General features: G+C 59.6%; 21 protein-coding genes. 9 read left to right on the forward strand and 12 right to left on the reverse strand.

Annotated elements, in window-relative coordinates; all coding sequences use genetic code 11:
* Positions 1 to 8: 8 nt before the first annotated feature.
* From hscA to cysE, 7 genes are all read right to left on the reverse strand, one after another.
* A complete protein-coding gene (gene hscA, locus HNQ50_RS08590; RefSeq protein WP_184099587.1) occupies positions 9 to 1,865 on the reverse strand; it encodes a Fe-S protein assembly chaperone HscA in 1,857 nt (618 codons plus the stop codon).
* 160 nt (positions 1,866 to 2,025) lie between these two features.
* Complete coding sequence (gene hscB, locus HNQ50_RS08595; protein ID WP_184099589.1) at positions 2,026 to 2,559, reverse strand: Fe-S protein assembly co-chaperone HscB; 534 nt, start codon at positions 2,557 to 2,559, stop codon at positions 2,026 to 2,028.
* A 128-nt stretch (positions 2,560 to 2,687) separates the two neighbouring features.
* Positions 2,688 to 3,011, reverse strand: a complete 324-nt coding sequence (gene iscA, locus HNQ50_RS08600; protein WP_184099591.1) for an iron-sulfur cluster assembly protein IscA — start codon at positions 3,009 to 3,011, stop codon at positions 2,688 to 2,690.
* Between the two features lie 65 nt (positions 3,012 to 3,076).
* Complete coding sequence (iscU, locus tag HNQ50_RS08605; protein WP_184099593.1) at positions 3,077 to 3,460, reverse strand: Fe-S cluster assembly scaffold IscU; 384 nt, start codon at positions 3,458 to 3,460, stop codon at positions 3,077 to 3,079.
* Positions 3,461 to 3,606: 146 nt separating this feature from the next.
* A complete protein-coding gene (locus tag HNQ50_RS08610; RefSeq protein ID WP_184099595.1) occupies positions 3,607 to 4,821 on the reverse strand; it encodes an IscS subfamily cysteine desulfurase in 1,215 nt (404 codons plus the stop codon).
* A 56-nt stretch (positions 4,822 to 4,877) separates the two neighbouring features.
* Positions 4,878 to 5,378 carry a Fe-S cluster assembly transcriptional regulator IscR gene (gene iscR, locus HNQ50_RS08615; RefSeq protein ID WP_184099597.1) on the reverse strand — a complete coding sequence of 167 codons (501 nt, stop codon included), beginning with the start codon at positions 5,376 to 5,378 and terminating at the stop codon, positions 4,878 to 4,880.
* A 226-nt stretch (positions 5,379 to 5,604) separates the two neighbouring features.
* A complete protein-coding gene (gene cysE / locus HNQ50_RS08620; protein WP_308419144.1) occupies positions 5,605 to 6,381 on the reverse strand; it encodes a serine O-acetyltransferase in 777 nt (258 codons plus the stop codon).
* A 268-nt stretch (positions 6,382 to 6,649) separates the two neighbouring features.
* Between cysE and HNQ50_RS08625 the strand changes: the two genes are divergently transcribed.
* Positions 6,650 to 7,546 carry an AraC family transcriptional regulator gene (locus tag HNQ50_RS08625; protein WP_184099601.1) on the forward strand — a complete coding sequence of 299 codons (897 nt, stop codon included), beginning with the start codon at positions 6,650 to 6,652 and terminating at the stop codon, positions 7,544 to 7,546.
* 140 nt (positions 7,547 to 7,686) lie between these two features.
* Positions 7,687 to 8,235 (forward strand): YbhB/YbcL family Raf kinase inhibitor-like protein, encoded by a 549-nt coding sequence (locus HNQ50_RS08630; protein ID WP_184099603.1) that lies wholly within the window; start codon positions 7,687 to 7,689, stop codon positions 8,233 to 8,235.
* Between the two features lie 32 nt (positions 8,236 to 8,267).
* Here the strand turns inward: HNQ50_RS08630 and HNQ50_RS08635 are convergent, their stop codons facing one another.
* The gene (locus HNQ50_RS08635) at positions 8,268 to 8,609 is read right to left on the reverse strand and encodes a zinc ribbon domain-containing protein YjdM (RefSeq protein WP_184099605.1); all 342 of its coding nucleotides are present in this window, start codon (positions 8,607 to 8,609) and stop codon (positions 8,268 to 8,270) included.
* Positions 8,610 to 8,828: 219 nt separating this feature from the next.
* On the opposite strand from HNQ50_RS08635, the gene HNQ50_RS08640 reads away from it, so the two are divergent.
* On the forward strand, positions 8,829 to 9,638 hold the full coding sequence (locus HNQ50_RS08640) for an MIP/aquaporin family protein (RefSeq protein ID WP_221303088.1): 810 nt from the start codon (positions 8,829 to 8,831) through the stop codon (positions 9,636 to 9,638).
* A 70-nt stretch (positions 9,639 to 9,708) separates the two neighbouring features.
* Here HNQ50_RS08640 and HNQ50_RS08645 read toward each other — a convergent pair whose 3' ends face one another.
* The 4 genes from HNQ50_RS08645 to HNQ50_RS08660 all read right to left on the reverse strand — a co-directional run bounded on the left by HNQ50_RS08645 (position 9,709) and on the right by HNQ50_RS08660 (position 15,395).
* On the reverse strand, positions 9,709 to 10,851 hold the full coding sequence (locus HNQ50_RS08645; RefSeq protein WP_184099607.1) for a glycerate kinase: 1,143 nt from the start codon (positions 10,849 to 10,851) through the stop codon (positions 9,709 to 9,711).
* 62 nt (positions 10,852 to 10,913) lie between these two features.
* A complete protein-coding gene (locus tag HNQ50_RS08650) occupies positions 10,914 to 12,221 on the reverse strand; it encodes an MFS transporter (protein ID WP_184099609.1) in 1,308 nt (435 codons plus the stop codon).
* Positions 12,222 to 12,512: 291 nt separating this feature from the next.
* Positions 12,513 to 13,664 (reverse strand): sugar diacid recognition domain-containing protein, encoded by a 1,152-nt coding sequence (locus HNQ50_RS08655; protein ID WP_184099611.1) that lies wholly within the window; start codon positions 13,662 to 13,664, stop codon positions 12,513 to 12,515.
* A gap of 96 nt (positions 13,665 to 13,760) precedes the next feature.
* On the reverse strand, positions 13,761 to 15,395 hold the full coding sequence (locus HNQ50_RS08660) for an alpha-glucosidase (protein WP_184099613.1): 1,635 nt from the start codon (positions 15,393 to 15,395) through the stop codon (positions 13,761 to 13,763).
* A 238-nt stretch (positions 15,396 to 15,633) separates the two neighbouring features.
* On the opposite strand from HNQ50_RS08660, the gene glgB reads away from it, so the two are divergent.
* The 6 genes from glgB to glgA all read left to right on the forward strand — a co-directional run bounded on the left by glgB (position 15,634) and on the right by glgA (position 24,952).
* Positions 15,634 to 17,814: a 1,4-alpha-glucan branching protein GlgB gene (gene glgB / locus HNQ50_RS08665; RefSeq protein ID WP_184099615.1), complete on the forward strand. Its 2,181-nt coding sequence runs from the start codon at positions 15,634 to 15,636 to the stop codon at positions 17,812 to 17,814.
* The gene (gene glgX / locus HNQ50_RS08670) at positions 17,811 to 19,847 is read left to right on the forward strand and encodes a glycogen debranching protein GlgX (RefSeq protein WP_184099617.1); all 2,037 of its coding nucleotides are present in this window, start codon (positions 17,811 to 17,813) and stop codon (positions 19,845 to 19,847) included. The genes glgB and glgX overlap by 4 nt, the downstream gene beginning before the upstream one ends.
* Before the next feature lie 79 nt (positions 19,848 to 19,926).
* Complete coding sequence (locus HNQ50_RS08675) at positions 19,927 to 21,558, forward strand: alpha-D-glucose phosphate-specific phosphoglucomutase (RefSeq protein ID WP_184099619.1); 1,632 nt, start codon at positions 19,927 to 19,929, stop codon at positions 21,556 to 21,558.
* A gap of 63 nt (positions 21,559 to 21,621) precedes the next feature.
* Positions 21,622 to 22,896 (forward strand): glucose-1-phosphate adenylyltransferase, encoded by a 1,275-nt coding sequence (glgC, locus tag HNQ50_RS08680; RefSeq protein ID WP_184099620.1) that lies wholly within the window; start codon positions 21,622 to 21,624, stop codon positions 22,894 to 22,896.
* A gap of 341 nt (positions 22,897 to 23,237) precedes the next feature.
* Complete coding sequence (locus tag HNQ50_RS08685; RefSeq protein WP_246428672.1) at positions 23,238 to 23,441, forward strand: hypothetical protein; 204 nt, start codon at positions 23,238 to 23,240, stop codon at positions 23,439 to 23,441.
* A 74-nt stretch (positions 23,442 to 23,515) separates the two neighbouring features.
* The gene (gene glgA, locus HNQ50_RS08690; RefSeq protein ID WP_184099622.1) at positions 23,516 to 24,952 is read left to right on the forward strand and encodes a glycogen synthase GlgA; all 1,437 of its coding nucleotides are present in this window, start codon (positions 23,516 to 23,518) and stop codon (positions 24,950 to 24,952) included.
* Positions 24,953 to 24,971: the final 19 nt, after the last annotated feature.

Here is a 24,971-nt window from a genome sequence, read left to right on the forward strand (position 1 = left end):
GGCCGCGTTCACAGTTCGCCAATTTTGTGGCCGGCCAGACCGCGTTTGACCGCGGCGTCCATGCGGCGACCGGCAAAATCGACCGTGGCCTGGTTCAAGGCTTCGGCCGTGGTGCGGATCAGGTCGGCATTGCTGCCGGCCAGGTGCTGGCGCAAATCGTCCAGCACGGCCTGAATGGGGCCAAGCTCGGCGGCGTCCAGCAGATGACCATCGATCTCCAGCGCGGCTTGGGTCGCCTGCACCAGGCTGATGGCCTCCACCTTGGCTTCCGCCAGTTTGCGGGCCGTCATGTCATCAGCCGCGTGGGTCATCGACTCGCTCAACATGCGGCCGATTTCTTCATCAGACAAACCGTAAGAAGGTTTGACGGCAATACTGGCTTCCACCCCGGTGGATAGTTCACGCGCCGAAACGGACAACAGGCCGTCAGCGTCTACCTGGAATGTGACGCGGATCCGGGCAGCACCGGCCACCATGGGCGGAATGCCGCGCAATTCAAAGCGCGCCAGAGACCGGCAATCACTGACCATCTCACGCTCACCCTGCAAAACGTGAATTGCCATGGCCGTCTGGCCGTCCTTGTAGGTGGTGAATTCCTGGGCGCGCGCGGTCGGGATGGTGGAGTTACGCGGGATCACCTTTTCAGTCAGGCCCCCCATGGTTTCCAGTCCCAAGGAGAGCGGAATGACGTCCAGCAGCAGCCATTCGTCATCACCCTTGTTGCCGGCCAGCACATCGGCCTGCATGGCCGCGCCCAGCGCGACCACTTTGTCCGGGTCCAGATTGGTCAGCGGGGTCTTGCCAAAGAGTTCAGTGACAGCCCGGCGCACTTGCGGCATGCGTGTAGCGCCGCCAACCAGCACCACGCCCTTGATATCGGCCACGGTGAGTTTGGCGTCACGCAGCGCTTTCTTCACCGGCAACAGTGTTTTTTGCACCAGGTGTGCGGTCAGCTCGTGGAATTTGGCCTCGGTCAGTTCCAGGTCAACCATCTGGCCGTCAGAGAGCATGGCAGTCAGGTGGGTGCTGTCGTGATCGGTGAGCGCTTCTTTGGCTTCGCGCGCGCGGGTGAGCAACAGGCGTGAATCTTGTGCGTTCAGGCGCGACAGGCCATTTTGCTCCATCGCCCAACAGTGGATGCGGTGATCAAAATCATCGCCCCCCAGTTGCGAATCGCCAGATGTTGCGCGCACTTCAAACAGGCCCCGTGTGAGTTCCAGTACGGAGACATCAAACGTGCCGCCGCCCAGGTCATATACGACGTAGGTGCCTTCCGCGCCGTTATCCAGACCGTAAGCAATGGCAGCGGCGGTGGGTTCATTCAACAGGCGCAACACGTTGAGTCCGGCCAGACGCGCGGCGTCTTTGGTGGCCTGGCGCTGGGCATCATCAAAATACGCCGGGACGGTAATCACGGCACCGACCAGTTCACCACCCAGACTTTCTTCGGCACGGTCTTTCAACGCCCGCAGAATGTCGGCGGAGACTTCAACCGGGCTTTTGATGCCGCCTGCGGTTTGCAGCTTGAGCATGCCAGGTTCATCGACAAAGCGATAAGGCGTTGCCAACTCTGCAATATCTTTCAGGCCGCGACCCATAAAGCGTTTGACGGACACCACCGTATTGGCAGGGTCCTTGTTCTGGCGCGCCTGCGCGGCGCGACCTACCACGACGGCGCCGTCAGCGGCGTAATTGACCACAGAGGGCAGCAAAGAGCGGCCTTCATGATCCGGCAGGCACAAGGCGCTGCCGCTACGCACGGTAGCAACCAGCGAGTTGGTGGTACCAAGGTCAATCCCCACCGCAAGGCGGTGCTGATGCGGGGCGGTGGACATGCCGGGTTCGGCGATTTGCAGTAAGGCCATAGCTCGTAAAGTCAAAAAGGCGCGCGTTGTTGCTGCCGCGCGCCTGGATTGGGGCCAGAAAAACCGCTTCTGGCAATAACCCGGATTGCCGCGCCCAGTTGATGGGCGGGGCCGGTCAGAATGAAACAGCAAACGGCCGACTCAGGTCTGGCCGCGTGTATCAGTACAGCACAGACTCAATGGCGTTGCCGATTTCCTGATCCAGCTTTTCCATGAAACGCATCTTGCGCACAATCATGGCGGCGTCTGCATAGCGGCTTTCACGGTCAATCAAGCGGGAGAGTTCATCTTCCAGCGCGCCAATTTCCTCGCGCAGTTCATGGTTGAGTTCTTCCAGCCGCTCAACATTTTGCGAGGCTTTGCCTTCAGCAATATGTTCACGCCAGATCATCTGATTCATCAGAAAATCCATCGGCATGGCGGTATTGGTTTCTTCCTGTGTATCGACCCCATTGAGCTGGAGCAGATAGCGCGCGCGGGACACGGGCGACTTGAGCGTTTGATAGCCTTCATTCAGGCGGGTGGCCACCTGCAGTGACAGGCGTTTCTGGGCATCGTCGCTGCCGGCAAAGCGGTCCGGATGCCAGGTGGCCTGGAGCGCACGGTATTGGGCTTCCAGCGCTTTGGCATCCAGTGCGAAAACGGCGGGAAGCTGGAACACGTCGAAATGGTTCTGGTTGAAGTCGAAATTCATCGGGCTGTGCTGGACTCGGTCGTGAACCTGCAGATTAACAAGAAAACGGGCTAAACCCGTTTTTTTTACCGCTGCCCCGCCGCGCGCAGGAGGGTGCGCGTCAGCCGGGGTGATTCAAACCCTGCCGCTCAGACGTGGAAACTCTCGCCGCAGCCGCACTCGTTCTTCACATTGGGATTGTTGAACTTGAAGCCTTCGTTCAGCCCTTCTTTGGCGTAATCGAGCTCGGTGCCGTCAATGTACGGCAGGCTCTTGGCGTCAGTAAAAATCTGCACGCCAAAGCTCTCAAACACAAGATCGGTCTCTGCCTGCGCGTCAACAAATTCCAGCTTGTAAGCCATGCCGGAGCAACCGGAGGTCTTTACCGCCAGGCGTACGCCCAGCCCCTTGCCACGGCGGGCGAGGTAGCCAGAGATGTGGTTCGCAGCACGTTCACTCAAAGTCAAAGCCATACAAAAACTCCAGTCCTGTCTTGTTACGGATACCCTGATGGCAGCGGCATCCGGTCCAGCCGTACTCAGGCGGTATGCTTTTGCTTGTAATCTTCAACCGCTGCCTTGATGGCGTCTTCCGCCAGGATGGAGCAGTGGATTTTCACCGGCGGCAGCGCCAGTTCTTCGGCAATGTGGGTGTTCTTGATGGCCAGCGCTTCATCCAGCGTCTTGCCCTTGACCCATTCGGTCACCAGCGACGAGGAAGCAATGGCCGAGCCACAGCCGTAGGTCTTGAACTTGGCATCTTCAATCACGCCATCCGCGCCCACCTTGATCTGCAGCTTCATCACGTCGCCACAGGCCGGTGCTCCAACCATGCCGGTACCGATGGTTTCGTCGCCTTTTTCAAAGGAACCAACGTTGCGCGGGTTTTCGTAATGGTCGATTACTTTTTCGCTATAAGCCATTTTTGGAAGTCTCCAGTGAGGTGTGAGGGGTGAGGTGTCAGGGGTAAAACCCGTTTAAGCACCAGCACTCACGACCTGATTTCAATCTGTTTGCACACCAAGGGGCGTGGCGGTTTTTCTCCTCACACCTCACCCCTCACACACAATCAGTGGGCAGCCCACTGCACCTGGCTGATGTCCACGCCGTCCTTGAACATTTCCCACAGCGGGGAGAGTTCACGCAGTTTGCCGATCTTTTCATGGATCAATTTGACGGCGAAATCGATATCTTCAACCGTGGTAAAGCGGCCAATGGTGAAACGGATGGACGAATGCGCCAGTTCATCCGAACGACCCAGCGCGCGCAGTACGTAAGACGGTTCCAGGCTGGCAGAAGTACAGGCCGAACCAGAAGACACGGCCAGTTCTTTCAGCGCCATGATCAGGGATTCGCCTTCAACAAAGTTAAAGCTCACGTTGAGGTTATGCGGTACGCGCTGATCCATGTCACCGTTCAGATGGGTCTCTTCGATATCCGAAATACCGGCCCACAGACGATCACGCAGCATGCGGATGCGTTCCAGTTCCGTGCCCATTTCTTCACGGGCAATGCGGAACGCCTCACCCATGCCGACAATCTGGTGTGTCGCCAGCGTGCCGGAACGGAAACCCCGTTCGTGGCCGCCACCATGCATTTGCGCTTCCAGACGGATACGCGGCTTGCGGCGGATATACAGCGCGCCAATGCCCTTCGGGCCGTAGGTCTTGTGCGCGGACAGCGCCAGCAGGTCAATCTTGGACTTTTGCAGGTCGATCACCACTTTGCCGGTGGCTTGCGCGGCATCGACATGGAACACAATGCCCTTCTCGCGGCACAGTTCACCAATGGCGTCGACGTCCTGAATCACGCCGATTTCGTTGTTCACCAGCATGACCGAGATAAGAATGGTGTCCGGGCGGATCGCGGCTTTCAGTACATCCAGATCGATCAGGCCATCGGCCTTCACATCCAGGTAGGTCACTTCAAAACCTTCGCGTTCCAGTTCACGGGTGGTGTCGAGCACCGCCTTGTGTTCCGTCTTCACGGTGATCAGGTGCTTGCCCTTCGATTGATAGAAGTGCGCGGCGCCCTTGATCGCCAGATTGTCAGATTCCGTAGCGCCGGAAGTCCACACGATTTCCTTGGCATCGCAGTTCAACAGCGCGGCGACTTGCTCACGCGCTTCTTCCACGGCCGATTCCGTTTCCCAGCCGTAGGCGTGCGAACGCGACGCGGGGTTGCCGAAGTGTTCGGTCAGGTAAGGAATCATTTTCTGCGCCACGCGCGGATCAACCGGGGTGGTGGCAGAGTAATCAAGGTAAATCGGCAACTTGCGGTCCATTACAGGTACTCCGTGCTCAATCTGTGCGTTGTAATGCTGTTTCGGTGCAGCGGGTCTTACAGACCCGGCAACACGCTGACGGCTTCTGTCGCTCTGCCTGGGCGCTGGTCCATCAGGACGGTTTGCTGGCATTGCTCGCGGCGGCGCGCTTTTTCGTGCTGTTGTTCAACCAGCTGCGCCAGCGTGACGGACGACAGATAGTCGTAAATGGTTTTGTTCAGGCTGGCCCACAGATCGTGAGTCATGCAGCGGTGGTCTTCCAGGCAGTTTTCCTTGCCACCGCATTGCGTGGCGTCGATCGGTTCATCGACAGCCTTGATGATCTCGGCCACGGTGATCAGGTCGGCGCCACGCGCCAGACAGTAACCACCACCGGGGCCGCGTACGCTTTCCACCAGTTCACGGCGGCGCAGCTTGCCAAACAGTTGTTCCAGGTAAGAAAGCGAAATCTGCTGGCGTTCGCTGATCCCTGCCAGCGTCACCGGGCCTTTGGCCTGGCGCAGGGACAGGTCGAGCATTGCCGTTACGGCAAACCGGCCTTTGGTCGTCAGTCGCATCGCTTTGTCCTGGTTGATCGTATAGGGCGCATCGTAAAATACCCTACAAATTTAGTCAACTAAAAACCCTGGTAGTTCAGTGGGTTTTTACCGGCAAAATACCGGCTTGCCGAGGGCCTGAAGCGGCTAACAAAACCCGGCGAAGCGGTGCCGGCAAGGCGTGCGAAACGAAGACAGTACAAGTAGTACGAGCACAACATCGCCGGCAGGGTTTTGGATGCTGCTCTTATTCCTCGACAATCCGGTTGAGGTAATTGGGGTCAAACGCGTCTTGTTCGGCGCGCTCTTTGGAACAATCCACACCCAGTTGTTCCAGACGGGCCAGGATCATGTCCAGACGCTTGTCGGTGTTGACCGAGTGATCCAGCAAGCCATGGATCGCTTTGACCGTCGGGTCATTCATGTCGGCAGATAAACCATACGCCGTGAAGCCCATTTTTTCGGCCTGCTCGGCGCGAACCTTGTCCCGCGCCTTGTCGACCATGCGTGCCACGCTGGCCACCATGGTGGCACCGGCCGGCACGGGTTTGATCACCACGGCGTTGGGGCCAATTTTGGCACCCCGCCCCACGGTGAAACCACCCAGCACCTTGGCACCGGCGCCGACCACCACGCCTTCTTCCAGCGTCGGGTGGCGCTTGCCTTCATGCAATGACGTCCCGCCCAGGGTCACGCCCTGGTACAAGGTGCAGTCGTCGCCAATCTCGGCGGTTTCGCCAATCACTACACCCATGCCGTGATCAATAAACACCCGGCGGCCAATTGTGGCGCCCGGATGAATTTCAATGCCGGTCAGCCAGCGGCCAAAGTGCGAGATCGAGCGGGCCAGCAGTTTGCAGTCACGCAGCCACAGGCCGTGCGCGATGCGATGCAGCGTTTGCGCCTGGAAACCCGGATAACAGATGACCACTTCCCAGATGGAACGTGCGGCGGGATCGCGCTCAAGAATGGCCCGGATGTCTTCACGCAAGCGATCAAGCATAGGCTGGCTGCTTTCTGGCAAGGGTTGGAAAGCCGACTATTTTACTCGACTTTTATCTGTAAAACCAGTCACAACCAAAAACACAAGTCATTGATATATAAGTATATTTTCAAACAATCCTGACAAGAGTGGCTGGTCTTGTCAGAAAACAGCGGCAACAACGCGCCTGCGCCGCCTGCTGGCTGGCGCGTGGACGCGACACCTTCATTGCCGTTGGCAAGCAAAGCCAAGCCAATGTCATGAACTGGGGGTAGGCTATGCGCCCATCCCAACCGGTCGGGGTCGTTCCATGCACCAAACCCTGTTATCGCAACTCATGGCCTTGCCCCATCTGGCCGAGCGCACATTTGTGGGCGGCGCGGCGTTATTTCGCTTTCATCACCGGGTGCAGGTGCAGCGCACGCCGTATTTCATACCGTGCCTGATTGCGGTGCTGGCCGGGGAAAAGCACATCAAAACGACCAGCGGCGAGTACGTTTGCCGCGCGGGCGACTGGTTTACCGTGAGCGCCGGCACCAGCATCACCTTTACCAACGTGCCCGATCCGGCCCAGGGCTTTTTTGCGGCGGTGGTGATTGCCGCAGACGCCAGCATGATGCAGCGCTTTCGCCAGCGTTATGCCAGTGTTCTGCCCGCGCAACTGGACGACCACCCTTTGCTGGCACCGGATACCGCCTGCCGCCAGGCGCTGCACGACTACATCAGCGAAATTCTCATCACCCGGCACGACAAACTGTCTGACGCGCTGGTTGAACTGCGCTGGGAAGCGCTGTGGCTGGCACTGGCGCGCCAGGGCGTGGCGCGGGATGTGGTGCTGGCGCAGCCGGGCCGCTGGCGTGAACGCGTGGTCTGGACACTCTATGGCAATGTCGCGGCAGACTGGCATGCCGATGAAGTCGCCCGCAAACTGGCGCTGAGTGAGTCTTCCCTGCGCCGGCGTCTGCGCGACGAGGGGGCCTCGTTCAGCGAGTTGTTGCTGGATGTGCGCATGGAGCGCGCGCTGGCGATGGTGATGGATGGCAGCACGCCTATCCAGCGCATTGCCGAGGCCTGCGGGTATATCTCGCCGTCGCGCTTTGCCGGGGCCTTCCGCCAGCGTTTCGGGTTATCCCCCCTGGCGTTGCGCGCGTCTTTCCAGACCCCTGTGGCCAGCCCGCATATGGATAGCCAGCTCAGCCTGGCGTGACCGGTTCAGGCCAGAATCTGACCGGATCGGGCGACATACGCCGGTCCGGTTTTTCTATGATGGGTTGGCGCAGTGCAAGCGGATTCATACCGCGCCATTGACCAGCACTGCCTTTTTATTCAGAGAGAAGGAACACCATCATGAGACGCTTTCCAGCCTGGGCCGGTGCGCTGTTACTCGCGACCGGCCTCAGTCAGGCCGCCAGCTTTACCGTCACCAGCCACGATGTCACGCCCGGCACGCTCAACCCCAAACAAATTGCTTATGGCGATGGCTGCAAGGGCCAGAATCTCTCGCCGGACCTGGCCTGGCACAATCCACCCGCCGGCACGCAAGGTTACGCCATTGTGGTGTGGGACCCGGATGCACCCGGCGCGCGCACCTGGTATCACTGGGTTTTGTTCGACATACGCGCCAGTGTAAGCAGCGTGGCGGGCAATACCGGCGAGTACAACAGCAAGATCTTGCCTGCAGGTGCGCTGCAAGGTCGCAACAGCAGCGGCAGTAACTCGTACAGCGGCGCCTGCCCACCTGCGGGGGACAAGCCGCATCACTACCATTTCACCGTCTACGCGCTGAAAACCGGCAAACTGGCGGCAGAGGCCAGCGACAGCCCGGACAATCTGGCAGACAAGATCAAGGCGCAGGCACTCGGCAACGCAGAAGTCGTCGCCACATTCGGTCACTAAGCGTGTGCCCGCCCGGTCTGGGCGGGCCGGGGTCAAACCTTCTTGACGAACTCCGACTTCAGTTTCATGGCGCCAATACCGTCGATCTTGCAGTCAATATCGTGATCGCCGTCGACCAGACGAATATTCTTGACCTTGGTCCCCACCTTGACCACCAGAGAGGACCCTTTCACTTTCAGGTCTTTCATCACCGTGACCGTATCGCCATCCTGCAATACGTTACCCACCGCGTCCTTGATCACTTTGACCTCGTCATCATGCGTTTCTGCGGCGTTCACGGGCCATTCATGTGCGCACTCCGGGCAGACCAGCATTGCGCCGTCTTCCCAGGTGAACGCAGAATGGCATTTCGGACAGGAGGGCAAGTTGCTCACAGCAGAATCCTCAGGCAAAGCCAGTGATTGTAAAGCGGCCAGGGCAGATGACTCTGGCCATTTTGGCTCTTAAAATTCACACAGCGCGCCCGCTACGGCACTTTCATCAAAGCGGCAGATCGGCTTGCGTCGCAAAATGCGGTATACACCTGAACGGCACCCCGTGTTGGCCATTGTCCGTGGTGCCCGTACCCCGCCCCCTTCTCTGTGCATGGAACCATGATGCGTTTTTCCCGACGCCAGGAGTTTGTTGCTGAACTCCTGGGCACCTTTGTTTTGATTTTGCTCGGCAGCGGTACAAATTGCATGGTCACGCTGTTTTCCCCCCACGTGGGCACCCTGGTCAACGGCGGCTATACCCATGTCGTGATCGGCTGGGGGCTGGCCGTGATGTTTGGCATTGTGATCAGCATCCGGATTAGCGGCGCACACCTGAACCCGGCTGTGTCCATTGCGCTGGCCGTTTGTGGCCGCTTCCCCTGGCGCAAGCTGCCGCATTACATCGTGGCGCAACTGGCCGGGGCTTTCCTTGGGGCAGCACTGGCCTTTGTGGTTTACCACGCCAAGTGGGTGGAGTTTGATCCACAACTGGCATACACGGCGGGTGTGCTGACCACCTTCCCCGCGATCACCGGCCATTTCTTGCCCGGCTTGATTGACCAGATTGTGGGAACCGGCCTGCTGGTCAGTCTGCTGTTTGCATTGGCTGATCTGCTGCCGCAGAAACATACCCAATGGCTCACACCCTTGGCCGTGTCTTTGTTGATTATGGTGATGGGCATTGCCTTCGGCGGCATGCATGGTTATGCACTCAACCCGGCACGGGATTTCGGCCCGCGCCTGTTCGCAGGTATCGCCGGGTTCAAGAACACCGGTTTCGCTCAAGGCATATGGTGGGTTCCCATCCTTGGCCCCATCGTCGGCGGGGTGCTGGGCGCCGTGTTGTATCAGCGTTTCATTGGCCAGGCGTACCACCAGACCGGACAATCTGGCGGCCAGGACCAGGGCAGCCGCACTGGCGAGTGCTGAGGTCATGGCGACGTCTGGCCATTAAAACCGCCGCGAGACATGGCCACTCACACTGACCGGTCTGGCAACTTTAGCCCCTGAGCGCTTGCCCAACCCGCAGCGCCGCCGCCACGTTGCGAGCGGCCAGCCGGACGTTGCCGGCCGCCTGCGCCAGCGCTTCTTCCACCGTACTGGCCGCGTGCATCACACTGAAGACGGCAGCAAAACCATGCGGATACACTACGGCGACGTCGCTGGATAAACAGCCGGCGATACCAATCACCGGAATCCCCTGGCGTTGCGCAACCTGTGCCACGCCCATGGGGGTTTTGCCATGAATGGTCTGGCTATCCATGCGCCCTTCTCCGGTGATGACCAGATCGGCATCCTGCAGCGCCGCTGCCAGCGCAACGGCGTCGGTCACGATCTCTACGCCGGGGCGCAAATGACCGCCCAACGCCAGCAGCATGGCGCCCATGCCACCCGCAGCGCCCGCACCGGGGCAATCCGCCACGCCCGAACCGACCACCTGCGCCAGCAATTGCCCCAAGTGGGCCAGGCTTTGGTCCAGTTGCGCCACCATGGCCGGGGTTGCGCCTTTCTGCGGCCCAAAGATGGCTGAGGCGCCTTGCGGCCCAGTGAGCGGATTATCAACGTCACATGCGACATCGATCTGGCATTGCGCCAGCCGTGCATCCAGCGTGCTGAAATCAATGTGCGCCAGTTGAGCCAGTGCGCCACCACCCGGGCCAATACTGGCCCCTGCAAGATCGGTAAAGCGCGCCCCCAGCGCCTGGGCGAGGCCCGCGCCGCCATCATTGGTCGCGCTGCCACCCAGGCCGATGATGAATCGCCGCGCGCCTTTATCCAGCGCGGCGCGGATCAACTCTCCCGTGCCATAACTGGTGGTCAGCAACGGGTTGCGCTGGGTGGGGGGCACCAGCGCCAGACCGCTGGCGGCGGCCATTTCAATCACCGCCGTATGGCCATCGCCGGTCAGGCCGTAAAACGCCGGCACCGGCTGCCCCAGCGGGCCGGTTACCGTGACGGCAATACGCTGGCCTTGCGTGGCTTCAATCATGGCTTGCACGGTGCCTTCGCCGCCGTCTGCCATCGGCACCTTGACGTACTGTGCGGCCGGAAACACCTCGCGAAAACCGGCTTCGATGTGTTCCGCCACTTCCAGCGCCGTCAGGCTTTCTTTGTAAGAGTCAGGCGCAATGACAATTTTCATGCTTTTTATTCCAGAGCGATTGCAAGTCAGCCATTCGGCGGCGCAATCTTGTGATGACCGGTTTAGCGATTGACCGTGGCTGCCGGGATGCGCGACACCAGCAGCACGCCTAGTAGCATTACGCCCGCCAGGATATACAGCGCCAGATCGGTACTGTGCGTGGCGTCCTTGATCCAGCCCACCAGATAGGGGCTAAGAAAACCAGCCATTTGCCCCAGCGAATTGATCAGCGCCAGCCCGCCTGCTGCAGCCGCCGCGCTCAGGTAGCCAGCCGGTAGCGGCCAGAACATGGGTAAACCGGTCAGCGCACCCATGGTCGCCAAGGTCAGACCCAGCATGGCAATCAGCGGGCTATGCGCAAAATTGGCAGCCACAATCAGTCCGGTCATGCCCATCAGCATGGGCACCATCACATGCCAACGCCGTTCATGATGTTTGTCGGCAGAGCGTCCAACCAGCACCATGAAAATCCCGGCAATCAGATAGGGGATGGCACTGAGCCAGCCAATCACTTGCGCATTCTGGAACCCAAGCGTTTTGATGATGGAAGGCAACCAGAAATTGATGGCATACACGCCGCTCTGAATACAGAAGTAGATCATGCCCAGCATCCACACCGCCGGATTGCGCAGCACGCTGGCAAATGAATCCGCTGCACCTTTGGGTTTGTTCTGCTCGTCCTCGGCCAAAGCAGCCAGCAGGAGGGTTTGTTCACGTTCATCCAGCCAGCGCGCTTGCTTGATGCCATCGTTCAAACAGAACAAGACGGCCACGCCCAGCAGCACGGTGGGGATACCCTGCAGCAGATACAGCCATTGCCAGCCGGCCAGCCCGCCCTGACCCTGGGCAAAGTGATCCAGAATCCAGCCGGAGAACGGGCCGCCCAGCAAGCCGGAAACCGGAATCGCGGACATGAACAGGGCCATGATCCGGCCGCGCCGGGCAGAGGGGAACCAGTGCGTGAAATAGAGCACGATGCCAGGGAAGAACCCCGCCTCTGCCACGCCGGTCAAAAACCGCAGAACGTAGAATGAGGTGGGCGATTTAACCAGCATCAAACTGGCCGAGAGCGAACCCCACAGCATCATCAGCACCGCAATCCAGCGCCGTGCGCCAACCTTGCGCAGCATCAGGTTGCTGGGCACGCCAAACAGCACGTAGCCGACAAAGAATATCCCGGCGCCCAGGCCGTATACGGTTTCGCTCAGGTGCAAATCATCCAGCATTTGCAGTTTGGCAAAGCCGACATTCACACGGTCAAAATAATTGAACAGATAACAAATGAAGATAAAAGGCAGCAGGTGAAGGGTGACTTTCTTGTAGGCCTGCTCCAGCACAACCTCATTGGTCTGCGCTGCGGTGCTTGTCATGATGGCAATTCCCGGTTGAATGGCATGTGCAGTCGTCGTCCGGGCGAGCCGGCCCGGCTTGTGCCAGACCCACGCAGCCCGATTTCATGCCGAATGTAGTTAAGTTAACGATCACTACATTACCGGGGTGTACGCAGAAAAACCCCATGCAAACGCCAGATTTTTACAAACAAAAATATGCAACAACCTGGGCATCCGCCCAATCCATTTACCCATACGCAGCCGTTTTAGACTTTATTTGTAGTGGTCATGACTTTCGCATACAAAACAACCGGCGAGCACCTGCGCAGGTCAGGCCGGATCAGCCAGTTGCAGGGCCAGATACAAACGCATGCAATCGTCCGTTTGCGCCAGGCGCAGGCCGCTGATTTCTTCAATCCGGCGTAAACGGTAATCCAGCGTATTGCGGTGAATGTGCAACGCCGTGGCCGTCGCCAGCGGCTGCATATTGTGGGCAAACCACTGCGCCAGGGTACGGCGCAACTGCCCGCGCGGGTCTTGTTCGGCCAGACGCAGCAAGGGCTGGCGGATTTCTGTCGCTTGCCAGCCTTCCCGCAGGCCATCCAGCAGCACCGGAAACACCAGGTCCTGATAGCAGAACACCTGTTGGCCAGGCTGGCGGGATTTACCGACGGCCAGCGTAGCGCGGGCGGTGCGCCAGGACCGCGCAATCCCGCCGCTCCCGGCAAAATACTGGCCCAGCGCAATGCGTACCGTAGAGCGGCGCGGTTCATGCATGCGCCCCAACAGCGCGTGTACGCGCTTGCGATGAACCTCCGGTTGCCATTGCCCGTTGTGATCCAGCGCCGGCTTGAGAATCACCAACTCGGTCAGCGACACCGTGGCCACCAGGTTGTCCCGCGCCGGGCTGACCAGCAAGGCATGGACCTGCTGTAGTTCTTGCAGCGCCTCATCCACCGCCATATTGCTACTGTCGATTTCTACCACCGCCACCACGCGTGGCATGGTCAGATCCAGTTGCAGGCGCTGCGCCCAGGCCATCAGGCTCTCGGGCAAGGGTTCATCCCGAATCAGATGCAGCACCAGTTCTTCACGCAGGCGGGAATCACGTTCCAGCAAGTGCGTGAGCGCCAGTTGTTCCAGCATCATTTCTGCCGTCATCCGCACCAGCTCACCCACCTGGCGCACGGCCGCCGGCTCCCCCGTCAAACCAATGGCGCCGACGATGTGGCCCTGTGCCCGTAGCGGCAGGTTGATGCCGGGCCGCACCCCGCGTAACTGGTCGGCGGCGGCCTGATCAACTTCAACCGTGCGGGCGCGGGAGATCGCCAGTACCGCACCTTCATGCAAAGACCCCAGGCGCTGTTTGTCGCCACTGCCAATGATGATGCCGTGGGCATCCATCACATTCACATTGCAGTCGATGGCCTGCATGGCCCGGTCGGCGATGCGCTGGGCCATCAATGGATCAAGTTCAAGCATGGTTGCAATCTGCTCCGGGCGCGGCCCAAAGCGCTATCGTGCGGGCGTGGCCGCACAAAAGGAAGTCCCCGGCTTGTGTCAGCCCCCAAACCCGGATCAGCGCACCGTGGCAAACACCCCGCCAAATGCACCCAGTTCCAGCATGCCGTTTTCAATCAGGCCGCGCCCCAGACCGTGCCCGGAGAGCGGAATGACATCACGCACGCTATTGGGCAGCTTGACGCGCACCTTGGCGCTGCTCAGGTTAAAAGCCACCAGCACCGTCGTGCCCTCGTGCTTGCGGGTGTACAACAAGGCGGGTTCCGGCACTTTGTGAAAGTGAATATCGCCCCGGATCAGCGCCGGATAGCCACGCCGCCACGCCAGAAAATGCCGGGTGAAGTTGAGTACGGATTCCGGCGGCCGCTCTTGCACGCCAACCGCGCGCGCCAGATGTTCACCAGGCACCGGCAACCAGGGCTGGATCGTAGAGAACCCGCCAAATGCCGCGTTCTTGCGCCAGGGCATCGGGGTGCGGCAGCCATCCCGGCCTTTGAATTCTGGCCAGAATGCTTTGCCATACGGGTCTTGTAACAAGGCATAGGGAATGTCGGCTTCCGGCAAGCCCAGCTCATCCCCCTGATACAAACAGCTACTGCCGCGCAAGGTGGTGACCAGCGCCAGCGCCAGCTTTGAAAACTGCGTGTCGTCGGTGTTATGGCCCCAACGGGTGAGCACGCGCGGCACGTCATGATTACCCACCGACCAGCACGCCCAGCCGGGTTTGTCGTGCAGGGCCAGTTGCGCTTCCAGGTCTTCCACCTGGGTACGGATATATTCCGCAGAGTGCGTTTCGGTCAGCAGGTTGAAACTATAGGCCTGGTTGAGTTTGTCCCCGCCAGAGGTGTACTGGGCCATGCACGCCAGCGAATCATCGTCCCCCACTTCGCCCACACTGGCCGCGCTGTACTGATCCAGCAATTTACGCACGCGCTTGAGAAACTTGAGGTTCTGCGGGCGGCTTTTGTCGTAGCGGTGCTGCTGCATGCCATAGGGGTTGGAGAGCGTCACGGTCATTTCATCGGCGTCTTCCGCCGGCGGATTGCTGCGCAGCTTGCGGTCATGAAAATGATAGTTGCACGCATCAAACCGGAAACCATCCACCCCGCGCTTGAGCCAGAACTCGATGTTATCCAGGGTGGCTTGCTGGACCTCTTCATTGTGAAAGTTCAGATCAGGCTGACTGGTCAAAAAGTTGTGCAGATAGTACTGGCGGCGCTGGGTATCCCACTGCCACGCAGAGCCGCCAAACACGGACAACCAGTTGGAAGGCGGCGTGCCATCCGGGCGGGCATCGGCCCAGACATACCAGTCGGCCTTGGGGTTATCGCGGCTGGCGCGACTCTCGGTAAACCAGGGGTGCGCGTCGGAGGAATGTGACAGCACCTGGTCAATGATGACCTTCAACCCGGCCTTGTGCAGATCAACAACCAGAGCGTCAAAGTCTGCCAGTGTGCCAAACAGCGGATCGACATCCCGGTAGTCGGATACATCGTAGCCAAAGTCTTTCATCGGAGAGGTAAAGAACGGCGAGATCCAGACTGCGTCAATATTGAGCCGTTTCAGGTACGTCACATGCTGGCGGATGCCGGGCAAGTCGCCGACACCGTCGCCGTTGCTATCCATGAAGCTGCGCGGGTAGATCTGGTAAATCACCGCGCCGCGCCACCAGGTTTTGGTCGATCTGGCCATGTATTGCTCCCCTTTGAATCAGCATTCCGGTTTTGTAAGCGCTATCTGATACCGCGCCGAGATATGTCTGAAAACGGATATACAAACTCTTTCTTGCAATACAGCATGCGTGTCACCGTTGGACTATAAATTAACAGCAGCTACACGGTGCAGGTGTCATGCTGCACTTGCACCGCTGCTTATATAGCACGTGAACCAGATTGATTTCCCGACAAAATCCACCAAGAGATCGTGCCCCATGCCCTACTTGCTTGATGCAGCTGCCCGCGACGCCCTGTTTGACGGCGACCATACCGATCCCTTTGCCGTACTGGGTCTGCACGAAAGCGATGAGGGGCTGGTGATCCGTACTTTTCAGCCGCAGGCCTCCGCCGTTACGGTGGTTGATACCAGCGGCCGCAAACTGGTCACCCTGCCCTGCACGGATGAACGCGGCTTCTTTGAAGGCTTGATCCCGCGCCGCAAAAACCGCTTTGCCTACCGGTTGCTGGTCACCTGGGCACACGGGCAGTTTGATCTGGAAGACGCCTACCGCTTCGGCCCCAGTCTTGGGGATATGGATGTCTGGCTACTGGCGGAAGGCACCCATACCCGGCCCTATGAAAAGCTGGGCACGCACCCCACCACTATTGATGGTGTCGGCGGCGTGGCCTTTGCAGTGTGGGCGCCCAATGCCCAGCGTGTGGCACTGGTGGGAGATTTCAATTACTGGGATGGCCGCCGTCACCCCATGCGTTTTCGGCCGGAATGCGGCGTCTGGGAAATCTTCATGCCCGGTGCGCAGATCGGCCAGATGTACAAATACGAAATTCGCGACCAGAACGGCGAGATTTTCCTCAAATCAGACCCCTACGGCCTGACCATGGAACTGCGCCCCGGCACGGCCAGCAAGGTCGCCCGGCTGCCAGCATGGGTAGAGCCCAGCGACGCCCGCCGCAAAGCCAATGCGTTTAACGCCCCGGTCTCTATTTATGAAGTCCACCTTGGTTCCTGGAAACGCGTGCCGGAAGACGGCCAGCGCTGGCTCACTTACCGTGAACTGGCCGATCAGCTCATCCCCTATGTGGAAGACCTGGGCTTTACCCACATTGAACTGATGCCGGTCAATGAGCACCCGTTTGATGCCTCTTGGGGCTATCAACCGCTGGGCATGTACGCCCCGACGTCCCGCTTTGGCACACCGGATGATTTCCGTCATCTGATCGATACCGCGCACCGGGCAGGCATCGGCATCATTCTTGATTGGGTGCCGGGGCATTTCCCGTCTGATGCGCATGGTCTGGCGCGCTTTGACGGCACGCACTTGTATGAACATGCCGACCCCAAGGAAGGCTTTCATCAGGACTGGAACACGCTGATCTTCAACTATGGCCGTAACGAAGTTCGCAACTATCTGATCGGCAACGCGCTGTACTGGATTGAACGCTACGGCATCGATGGGCTGCGCGTGGATGCCGTGGCCTCCATGCTCTACCGCGATTACAGCCGCAAGGAAGGCGAATGGGTACCTAACCGCTTTGGCGGGCGCGAGAACCTGGAGGCCGTGGATTTTCTCAAGCGCATGAACGAAACCGTCGGCAGCGTGCGCCAGGAAGCCATCACCATTGCCGAAGAATCCACCGCCTTCCCCGCCGTCACCCGCCCGCCGTCAGACGGGGGCCTCGGGTTCCACTACAAGTGGAATATGGGCTGGATGAACGACACGCTGTCGTACATGAAGCTGGACCCGGTGCATCGCCAATATCACCACAACAAAATGACGTTTGGCCTGATGTACGCCTGGCACGAGAACTTTGTGCTGCCGCTCTCGCATGATGAGGTAGTCCACGGCAAGGGCTCCTTGCTGTCACGCATGCCTGGGGACGCCTGGCAACAGTTTGCCAATCTGCGCGCCTATTACGCCTTCATGTGGGCGCATCCGGGCAAAAAGCTGCTGTTTATGGGCTGCGAATTTGGCCAGGGCCGTGAGTGGACGCATGAATCGAGCCTTGACTGGCATTTGCTGGATGTGGACTGGCACCGGGGCGTGCAATCACTGGTGCGTGATCTCAACCAGGTTTACAAGCGCGAAGGTGCGTTGCATGAGCAAGACTTCAACGAAGCCGGCTTTAGCTGGATCAACGCTGACGACACGGCCAATTCGGTTTACCCGTTCATTCGTCATGGCAATAGCCCGGGCGACAGCATTGTGGTGATCTGCAATTTCACACCGCTACCGCGTGAGGGCTACCGGGTTGGCGTGCCCGAAGCCGGGCAGTACGCCGAAATTCTGAACACCGACTCACGCTACTACGCGGGCAGTGACGTGGGCAACCCGCCGCAATACACCACGGAAGAAGGCTGCAACGGTCAGCCGCACTCCCTGGTGCTGACACTGCCGCCACTGGCTACCATCTACCTCAAACGGGTGGCCCCATGAGTCTTGCGGATGGCCGCCCGTATCCACTGGGCGCCACACTCCAGAACGACGGCATCAACTTTGCGCTGTTTTCCGAAAACGCCAGCGCGGTCGAGTTGTGTTTGTTTGATGCTGACGGCAAAGAGACCCGTTTGCCGCTACCCGCGCACGAGAACAATATCTGGCACGGCTTTTTGCCTGGCGGCAAAGCCGGTCAGGTGTATGGCTACCGGGTCAGTGGCCGCTATGCACCGCGCGAAGGTTTCCGTTTCAACCCCAACAAGCTGCTGCTGGACCCCTACGCCACCGACGTGATCGGCCATGCCCATGATCACTCCAATTTTCTGGGCGACGATCTGGAAAACCCCGGCCAGCCCGACCCCACCGACAGCGCAGAACTCGCACCCAAAGCACGCGTCAACCCGCAGCCCTATGATTGGGGTACAGATCAGTCACCGCATGTGCCGTGGGCGCACACCGTCATCTACGAGGCCCATGTTCGTGGCATGACCATGCTGCATCCAGAAGTGCCAGCGCCATTGCGCGGCACCTACGCCGGCTTTGCCCACCCGGCGGTGATTGCGCACCTCAAGCGCCTCGGTGTCACCACCGTCGAACTGATGCCGGTGACGCTGCATGCCGATGAACCCCGGCTGCAGCGCATGAATCTCTCCAACTACTGGGGCTACAACCCGCTGGCGCTGATGGCGGTCGAATCTGCCTACTGGTCCGGCCGGGAGGGTTCCACGCCGCTCTCCGAATTTCGTGATCTGGTCAAGGCACTGCACGCTGCCGGGCTGGAAGTCATCATGGATGTGGTGTTCAACCACACCGCAGAACTGGATGAAAAAGGTCCGACGCTCTCTTTGCGCGGCATCGACAACACCAGTTACTACCATATCGCCAGCGACGGCAGTTACGAAAACTGGACCGGCTGCGGCAACACGCTCAAGTTAAGCCATCCGCGCATGCTGCAATTGTTGACGGACAGCCTGCGCTACTGGGTGAGCGAGTGTCATGTCGATGGTTTCCGCTTTGATCTGGCCCCGGTCCTGGGCCGGGGTGCGGGTGGTGGCTACACCACGCAAGCCGGCCCGTTTGCCGCCATTGCGCAGGACCCGCTGCTGGCTCACATCAAACTGATTGCCGAGCCCTGGGATGTCGGTCCCGGTGGTTACCAGTTGGGACACTTTCCGCCCGGCTGGGCCGAGTGGAACGACCAATACCGTGACACGCTGCGCCGCTTCTGGCTGCGTGACGGCATCAATCGTGGGCAACTGGCGCAGCGGCTGGCGGCCTCCAGCGACCTGTTTGGCGTAGCGGGCCGCAAGCCGTGGGCATCGATCAATCTGGTGACAGCGCATGACGGTTTCACCCTGGCTGATCTGACCAGTTACAACCAGAAGCACAACAAGGCCAATGGCGAAAACAACCGCGACGGCCATAACGAGAATTACTCGTGGAATTGCGGCGAAGAAGGCCCGACCGAGGATGAAGACGTCACCCTGTTGCGCACGCGCTCCCGCCGCGCCCTGCTCGCCACGCTGATGCTGGCGCAAGGCACACCCATGCTGCTGGCGGGCGATGAACTCGCCCAGACCCAGAACGGCAACAACAACGCCTACTGCCAGAACAACGCCACCAGTTGGCTGGACTGGCACAACGCCGATGACGAAATGATCAGCTTTGTGGCCCGCCTGATTGCCTTGCGCAAGGCTTGCCCCATTCTGGTCAACGGCCAATGGTGGCAAGATACGCCCTCGCCGGATGGGCAATACGATGTGCAATGGCTCAATCCGTCTGGCGGGGTACTGAAATCGCATGACTGGGACGACAGTGCGGCGCGCGCCATGATGTTGGCATTAAAGGGCAACATCTTGCTGCTGATCAATGGCTCTGCGCACCAACTGGAGTTTCGTTTACCCCCCGGCTGCTGGCGCGTTGAACTGGCCAGCGCCGAAGCCAAAGAATCAGGTCTGCACCAGGACGAATATCGTGCCTCGCCGCGCAGTGTCACCGTCATGACGGTGGACGGCGGCCCGGCTCAATCATGAGAGCGACTGTACCCACGCGGCATCCGGCCCGGCGGGCCGGTCGCTTGGTTCAAACAGTGCTTTAGAACAGGGCAATATCATGAGTACGCAAACCATCACCACCCAGCCCATTGCCGGTCAGAAGCCGGGGACATCAGGGCTGCGCAAGAAAGTCGGGGTGTTTCAAGAGCCGCATTATCTGGAGAACTTCGTCCAGGCTATCTTTGATGCGCTGGGCGACGTCAAGGGCAAAACGCTGGCACTGGGTGGCGACGGCCGCTACCACAATCGCGCGGCGGTACAGATCATCCTGAAAATGGCGGCCGCCAATGGCGTGGGCAAAGTCATGGTCGGCCAGGGCGGCATTCTGTCGACCCCGGGCACCAGTTGCGTGATCCGCAAGCACAAGCTCTCTGGCGGCATCATTTTGTCGGCCTCGCACAACCCGGGTGGCCCGGAGGGCGATTTCGGCATCAAGTACAACATTGATAATGGCGGCCCGGCCCCGGAGAAAGTCACCGATGCCATTTACGCCAAAACCGGCACCATCCAGCAATATCTGATTTCCGACGCGCCAGACTACGATATCGACACCATCGCCAGCGGCACGCTCGATGGCATGATGGTCGAGATCATCGACCCCGTGGCCGACTACAGCGAGCTGATGCAGCAATTGTTTGACTTTGCCGCCATCAAGCAGTGGCTGGCCGCCGGCCACCGCATCCGTTACGACGCCCTTTCCGCTGTGGGTGGCCCGTACGCCAGACATATTTTTGAAGACCTGCTGGGCGCGCCCAAGGGTTCGGTGGTCAATGGGGTACCGCTGGAAGACTTTGGCGGCCATCATCCTGACCCCAACCCGGTTTATGCCAGCGATCTGGTCGATCACCTGAACGCTGCCGATGCGCCGGATATGGGCGCCGCCTCAGACGGTGATGCCGATCGCAACATGATCGTGGGCCGCCACCTGGTCGTCACCCCTTCTGACAGCCTGGCCATCATCGCCGCGCATGCCACGGTTGCACCGGGCTACAAGCAAGGCATTAGTGGTATTGCGCGCTCCATGCCGACCTCGCAAGCGGCCGATGTGGTCGCCAAGGCGCTGGGCATCCCTTGCTACGAGACGCCTACCGGCTGGAAATTTTTCGGCAACTTGCTGGACGCCGGCAAAGCCACCTTGTGTGGTGAAGAAAGCTACGGCACCGGTTCCAACCATATCCGCGAGAAAGATGGTGTCTGGGCCGTGCTGTACTGGCTGAACATTCTGGCCGCCACCGGCAAGAGCGTGAACCAGATCGTCACCGAACACTGGGCCAAATATGGCCGTCACTTCTATTCGCGCCACGACTACGAAGGCATCGATACCGACGCTGCCAACACGCTGATGGATGAGTTGCGCGCCCGCTTGCCGCAACTGGCCGGCACGCAACTGGCACACCGCAAGGTCAAACTGGCAGATGACTTTGCCTACCATGATCCGGTCGACGGTTCGACCACCCAAAAGCAAGGTGTGCGCATCATTTTTGAAGACGGCGCGCGGCTCATCTACCGCTTGTCCGGCACGGGTACGGAAGGCGCGACATTGCGGGTCTATCTTGAAAGCTACGAGGCCGATGTGGCGCGTCACGCCACGCCGACTCAGGACGCGCTGGCTGACCTGATCACCACCTCGCGCGAACTGGCCCGCATCTCACAGATCACAGGACGCACCGAACCCACGGTTGTGACCTGATAAACACCACCAACAAAGAGGGGCAGAACAATGGGCGCTCACCAGAAAACCGTGGAGACCACCATGCAATATCCGATCATGGACAAGATCACGCTGGCCCGGCAATTACCGAATAAATCGGTGGCGCTGGTGCTGGCGGGTGGTCGTGGTTCCCGTTTGAAAGCCCTGACGGATCGCCGGGCCAAACCGGCGGTCCATTTCGGTGGCAAGTTCCGCATCATCGACTTTGCCCTCTCTAACTGTCTGAACTCCGGCATTCGGCGCATTGGCGTGATTACGCAGTACAAATCACACAGCCTGCTACGTCATTTGCAGCGCGGCTGGTCCTTTCTGCGCAACGAGATGAACGAGTTCGTCGACCTGCTACCCGCCCAGCAACGCATTGATGAAGAACACTGGTATCGCGGCACCGGCGACGCCGTGTACCAGAACCTGGACATCATCCGCGGTTACCGGCCCGAGTATGTGGTCATCCTGGCTGGCGACCACATTTACAAGATGGATTACTCGCGCATGTTGCTCGATCACGTCGAGCAAGGCGGCGAATGCACCGTGGCCTGCATTGAAGTGCCCCGAGCAGATGCCAGCGCGTTTGGCGTCATCCACATGGATGAATACCGCCGCATTATCGACTTTGTGGAAAAACCGGCCGACCCGCCCCCCATGCCAGGCAAGCCGGAATCTTCTCTCGCCTCGATGGGCATTTATATCTTCAATGCCGCCTATCTGAACCAGATTCTGGAAGAAGACATCCAGGACGATAAATCCAGCCACGATTTTGGCAAAGACCTGATCCCCAAGGCCGTAGCCCAGGGCAAAGCCTTTGCTCATCCGTTCGAGCTCTCTTGCGTGTCCACCGACCCGGAATCCCCGCCCTACTGGCGCGATGTCGGTACGGTTGACGCGTACTGGAAAGCCAATCTGGACCTGGCCTCCGTGACACCGGAACTGGACGTGTATGACCGCGACTGGCCGATCTGGAGCCACCAGGAACAACTGCCGCCCGCCAAGTTTGTGCAAGACCGCAACGGCAGCCACGGTATGACGCTCAATTCGCTGGTATCCGGCGGCTGCATTGTCTCTGGCTCGCTGGTCATCAACTCCGTGCTGTTCTCCCGCGTGCGGGTGCATTCGTTCTGCACCATTGACTCGGCGGTGATCTTGCCAGACGTCAGCGTCGGCCGCTCCAGCCGCTTGCGCCGCTGCGTGATTGACCGGGGCTGCGTGATTCCGGATGGCCTGGTGGTGGGTGAAAACGCAGAGGAAGACAGCAAACGGTTTTATCGCAGCGAAGAAGGCGTGGTGCTGATTACGCGGGAGATGTTGGGGAAGTTGTGATGGGGGTGGTTTGGGCCGCCTGAGGGCCTGATGCCACGCATACCACTTCGTCATTCCCGCGGAGGCGGGAATCCAGTGGGGCAGCCGAGGCCTGGCCAGCACAGGTGGCCTTTGCCGACCAGAACCACCTTGTAGCCCGGATGGAGCGAAGCGGGAATCCGGGGTGGTTGACCTGGTTCATATTGTTGACCGTGTTAGCGCCTTCGGCGCGAATTGAAGGGCATTTGATACCCGGGGTGCCGGGCCCACGTCACTTTCTTTGCTTCGCCAAAGAAAGGCGACCCCAGCCTTGCGGCCCTCCGGGCTGCCCTCGGTTGGTCGGGAGCCTGAGGTCTCCCTCCATGCCCTCGGTGCTGGGCTTTAATAGGGGAAGAACGTCAAAAGCAACGGCAACATCGCAACCCAACAGCAAACAGCAAACAGCAAACAGCAAACAGCAAACAGCAAACAGCAAACAGCAAACAGCAAACAGCAAACAGCAACATACAAGAACAACCACTGCAAAAGCGCGATCACTCTGCACAAAAACGCGTCAGTTTTATTGACTACTTTTATCTGCCTGCAACCTGCACGGCGCCCAATACGTTTGCCAACGTGGCAACGCCGGGAGAGATTTGACATGCAAGTGCTGCACGTATGTTCTGAATTGTTTCCACTGCTTAAAACGGGGGGGCTTGCGGATGTCACCGGCGCGTTGCCGCTGGCGCTCAAGCAACTGGATGTAGATACCCGTGTGCTGTTGCCGGGTTTTCCGGCTATCCGCGCGGGGATGGAAGAAGAAGGTGAGGTCGCCACGCTCGATACCTTTGCCGGCCGTATCCGCGTGTTGTTTGGCCGTGTGCCAGAGAACGGGCTGGAGTTGTATGTCATCGACGCGCCGGGCCTGTATGACCGCAGCGGCAACCCCTATCTGGACCCGCACCAGGAACCGTATGGCGATAATCATCTGCGCTTTGCCCTGCTGGCCTGGGTAGGGGCGGAACTGGCCAGCGGGCTGGACCCATTCTGGCGGCCACAGATCGTGCACGGGCATGACTGGCATGCGGGGCTGGTGCCAGCGTATCTGGCGGCCCGCGGGCGGCCGGCCAAGTCGGTATTCACCGTCCATAACCTGGCCTATCAGGGCGTATTCCCGGCCTGGCAGTTTGGTGATTTGCGCTTGCCCGGCCATTTTTTTGGCATGCACGGGCTGGAATTTCACGGCCAGATGTCCTTCCTGAAAGCCGGCCTCTTCTATGCCGACCATATCACCACCGTCAGCCCCAGCTACGCGCACGAGATCACCACGCCGGAACAAGGTTGCGGGCTGGATGGTCTGCTGCGAGACCGCCAGCACTCGCTGACCGGCGTGCTTAATGGTGTGGATGGCGCCATCTGGAACCCGGCCAGTGATGCCTTGATCCCGGCCACGTATTCGGCGGAAAAACCGCAAAACAAGACCCGCAACAAACTGGCGTTGCAAGAACATACCTCACTGCAATCCGATGCGGACGCACCCTTGTTTGTGGTGGTCAGCCGGCTCACCGAGCAAAAGGGTTTGCACCTGGTACTGGAATTGCTTCCGGAACTGGTAGCCGCCGGCGCGCAGTTTGCCTTGCTCGGCAGCGGCGATCAGGGTCTGGAACAAGCGTTTGCCACCGCCGCATTGCGTGATCCCGGCCAGATCAACGTGCAGATTGGCTATGACGAGGCACAATCGCACCGGCTGATGGCGGCGGCAGATGTTGTCATGGTGCCCAGCCGGTTCGAGCCCTGCGGGCTGACACAGTTGTATGGGCTCAAATATGGTGCATTGCCGCTGGTTCGCCGTGTAGGTGGCCTGGCGGATACGGTGGTCGATAGCTCGCTGGAAAACATGGCCGACGAGCAAGCCACCGGGTTTGTGTTTGATGAATTCTCGGCGCAGGGCATGCGGCAAGCCTTGCGCCGGGCGCTGGCGCTGTGGGGACGCCCCAAAGACTGGAAAGCGGTGCGGCAAGTTGCCATGAAACAGGACTTTGGCTGGGAGGCCGCCGCCCGTTCGTATTTCACGCTTTATGAACAATTGCTGGCCTGAACCGCCTGCCAGGAGAACC

It is taken from the genome of Silvimonas terrae (assembly GCF_014202765.1).
Taxonomy (GTDB): Bacteria; Pseudomonadota; Gammaproteobacteria; order Burkholderiales; family Chitinibacteraceae; genus Silvimonas; species Silvimonas terrae.

Bases quoted from the DNA above. Each gene is read 5' to 3' on its own strand.
- HNQ50_RS08655 (WP_184099611.1), bottom strand. From the start codon at position 13,664: ATGCTTGAACTTGATCCATTGATGGCCCAGCGCATCGCCGACCGGGCC.
- glgB (WP_184099615.1), top strand. From the start codon at position 15,634: ATGCCCTACTTGCTTGATGCAGCTGCCCGCGACGCCCTGTTTGACGGC.
- HNQ50_RS08610 (WP_184099595.1), bottom strand. From the start codon at position 4,821: ATGGACCGCAAGTTGCCGATTTACCTTGATTACTCTGCCACCACCCCG.
- HNQ50_RS08630 (WP_184099603.1), top strand. From the start codon at position 7,687: ATGAGACGCTTTCCAGCCTGGGCCGGTGCGCTGTTACTCGCGACCGGC.
- glgC (WP_184099620.1), top strand. From the start codon at position 21,622: ATGCAATATCCGATCATGGACAAGATCACGCTGGCCCGGCAATTACCG.
- hscB (WP_184099589.1), bottom strand. From the start codon at position 2,559: ATGAATTTCGACTTCAACCAGAACCATTTCGACGTGTTCCAGCTTCCC.
- HNQ50_RS08645 (WP_184099607.1), bottom strand. From the start codon at position 10,851: ATGAAAATTGTCATTGCGCCTGACTCTTACAAAGAAAGCCTGACGGCG.
- HNQ50_RS08685 (WP_246428672.1), top strand. From the start codon at position 23,238: ATGCCCTCGGTGCTGGGCTTTAATAGGGGAAGAACGTCAAAAGCAACG.
- HNQ50_RS08675 (WP_184099619.1), top strand. From the start codon at position 19,927: ATGAGTACGCAAACCATCACCACCCAGCCCATTGCCGGTCAGAAGCCG.
- iscR (WP_184099597.1), bottom strand. From the start codon at position 5,378: ATGCGACTGACGACCAAAGGCCGGTTTGCCGTAACGGCAATGCTCGAC.
- glgA (WP_184099622.1), top strand. From the start codon at position 23,516: ATGCAAGTGCTGCACGTATGTTCTGAATTGTTTCCACTGCTTAAAACG.
- HNQ50_RS08625 (WP_184099601.1), top strand. From the start codon at position 6,650: ATGCACCAAACCCTGTTATCGCAACTCATGGCCTTGCCCCATCTGGCC.
- HNQ50_RS08650 (WP_184099609.1), bottom strand. From the start codon at position 12,221: ATGACAAGCACCGCAGCGCAGACCAATGAGGTTGTGCTGGAGCAGGCC.
- HNQ50_RS08640 (WP_221303088.1), top strand. From the start codon at position 8,829: ATGATGCGTTTTTCCCGACGCCAGGAGTTTGTTGCTGAACTCCTGGGC.
- HNQ50_RS08660 (WP_184099613.1), bottom strand. From the start codon at position 15,395: ATGGCCAGATCGACCAAAACCTGGTGGCGCGGCGCGGTGATTTACCAG.
- hscA (WP_184099587.1), bottom strand. From the start codon at position 1,865: ATGGCCTTACTGCAAATCGCCGAACCCGGCATGTCCACCGCCCCGCAT.
- iscA (WP_184099591.1), bottom strand. From the start codon at position 3,011: ATGGCTTTGACTTTGAGTGAACGTGCTGCGAACCACATCTCTGGCTAC.
- iscU (WP_184099593.1), bottom strand. From the start codon at position 3,460: ATGGCTTATAGCGAAAAAGTAATCGACCATTACGAAAACCCGCGCAAC.
- glgX (WP_184099617.1), top strand. From the start codon at position 17,811: ATGAGTCTTGCGGATGGCCGCCCGTATCCACTGGGCGCCACACTCCAG.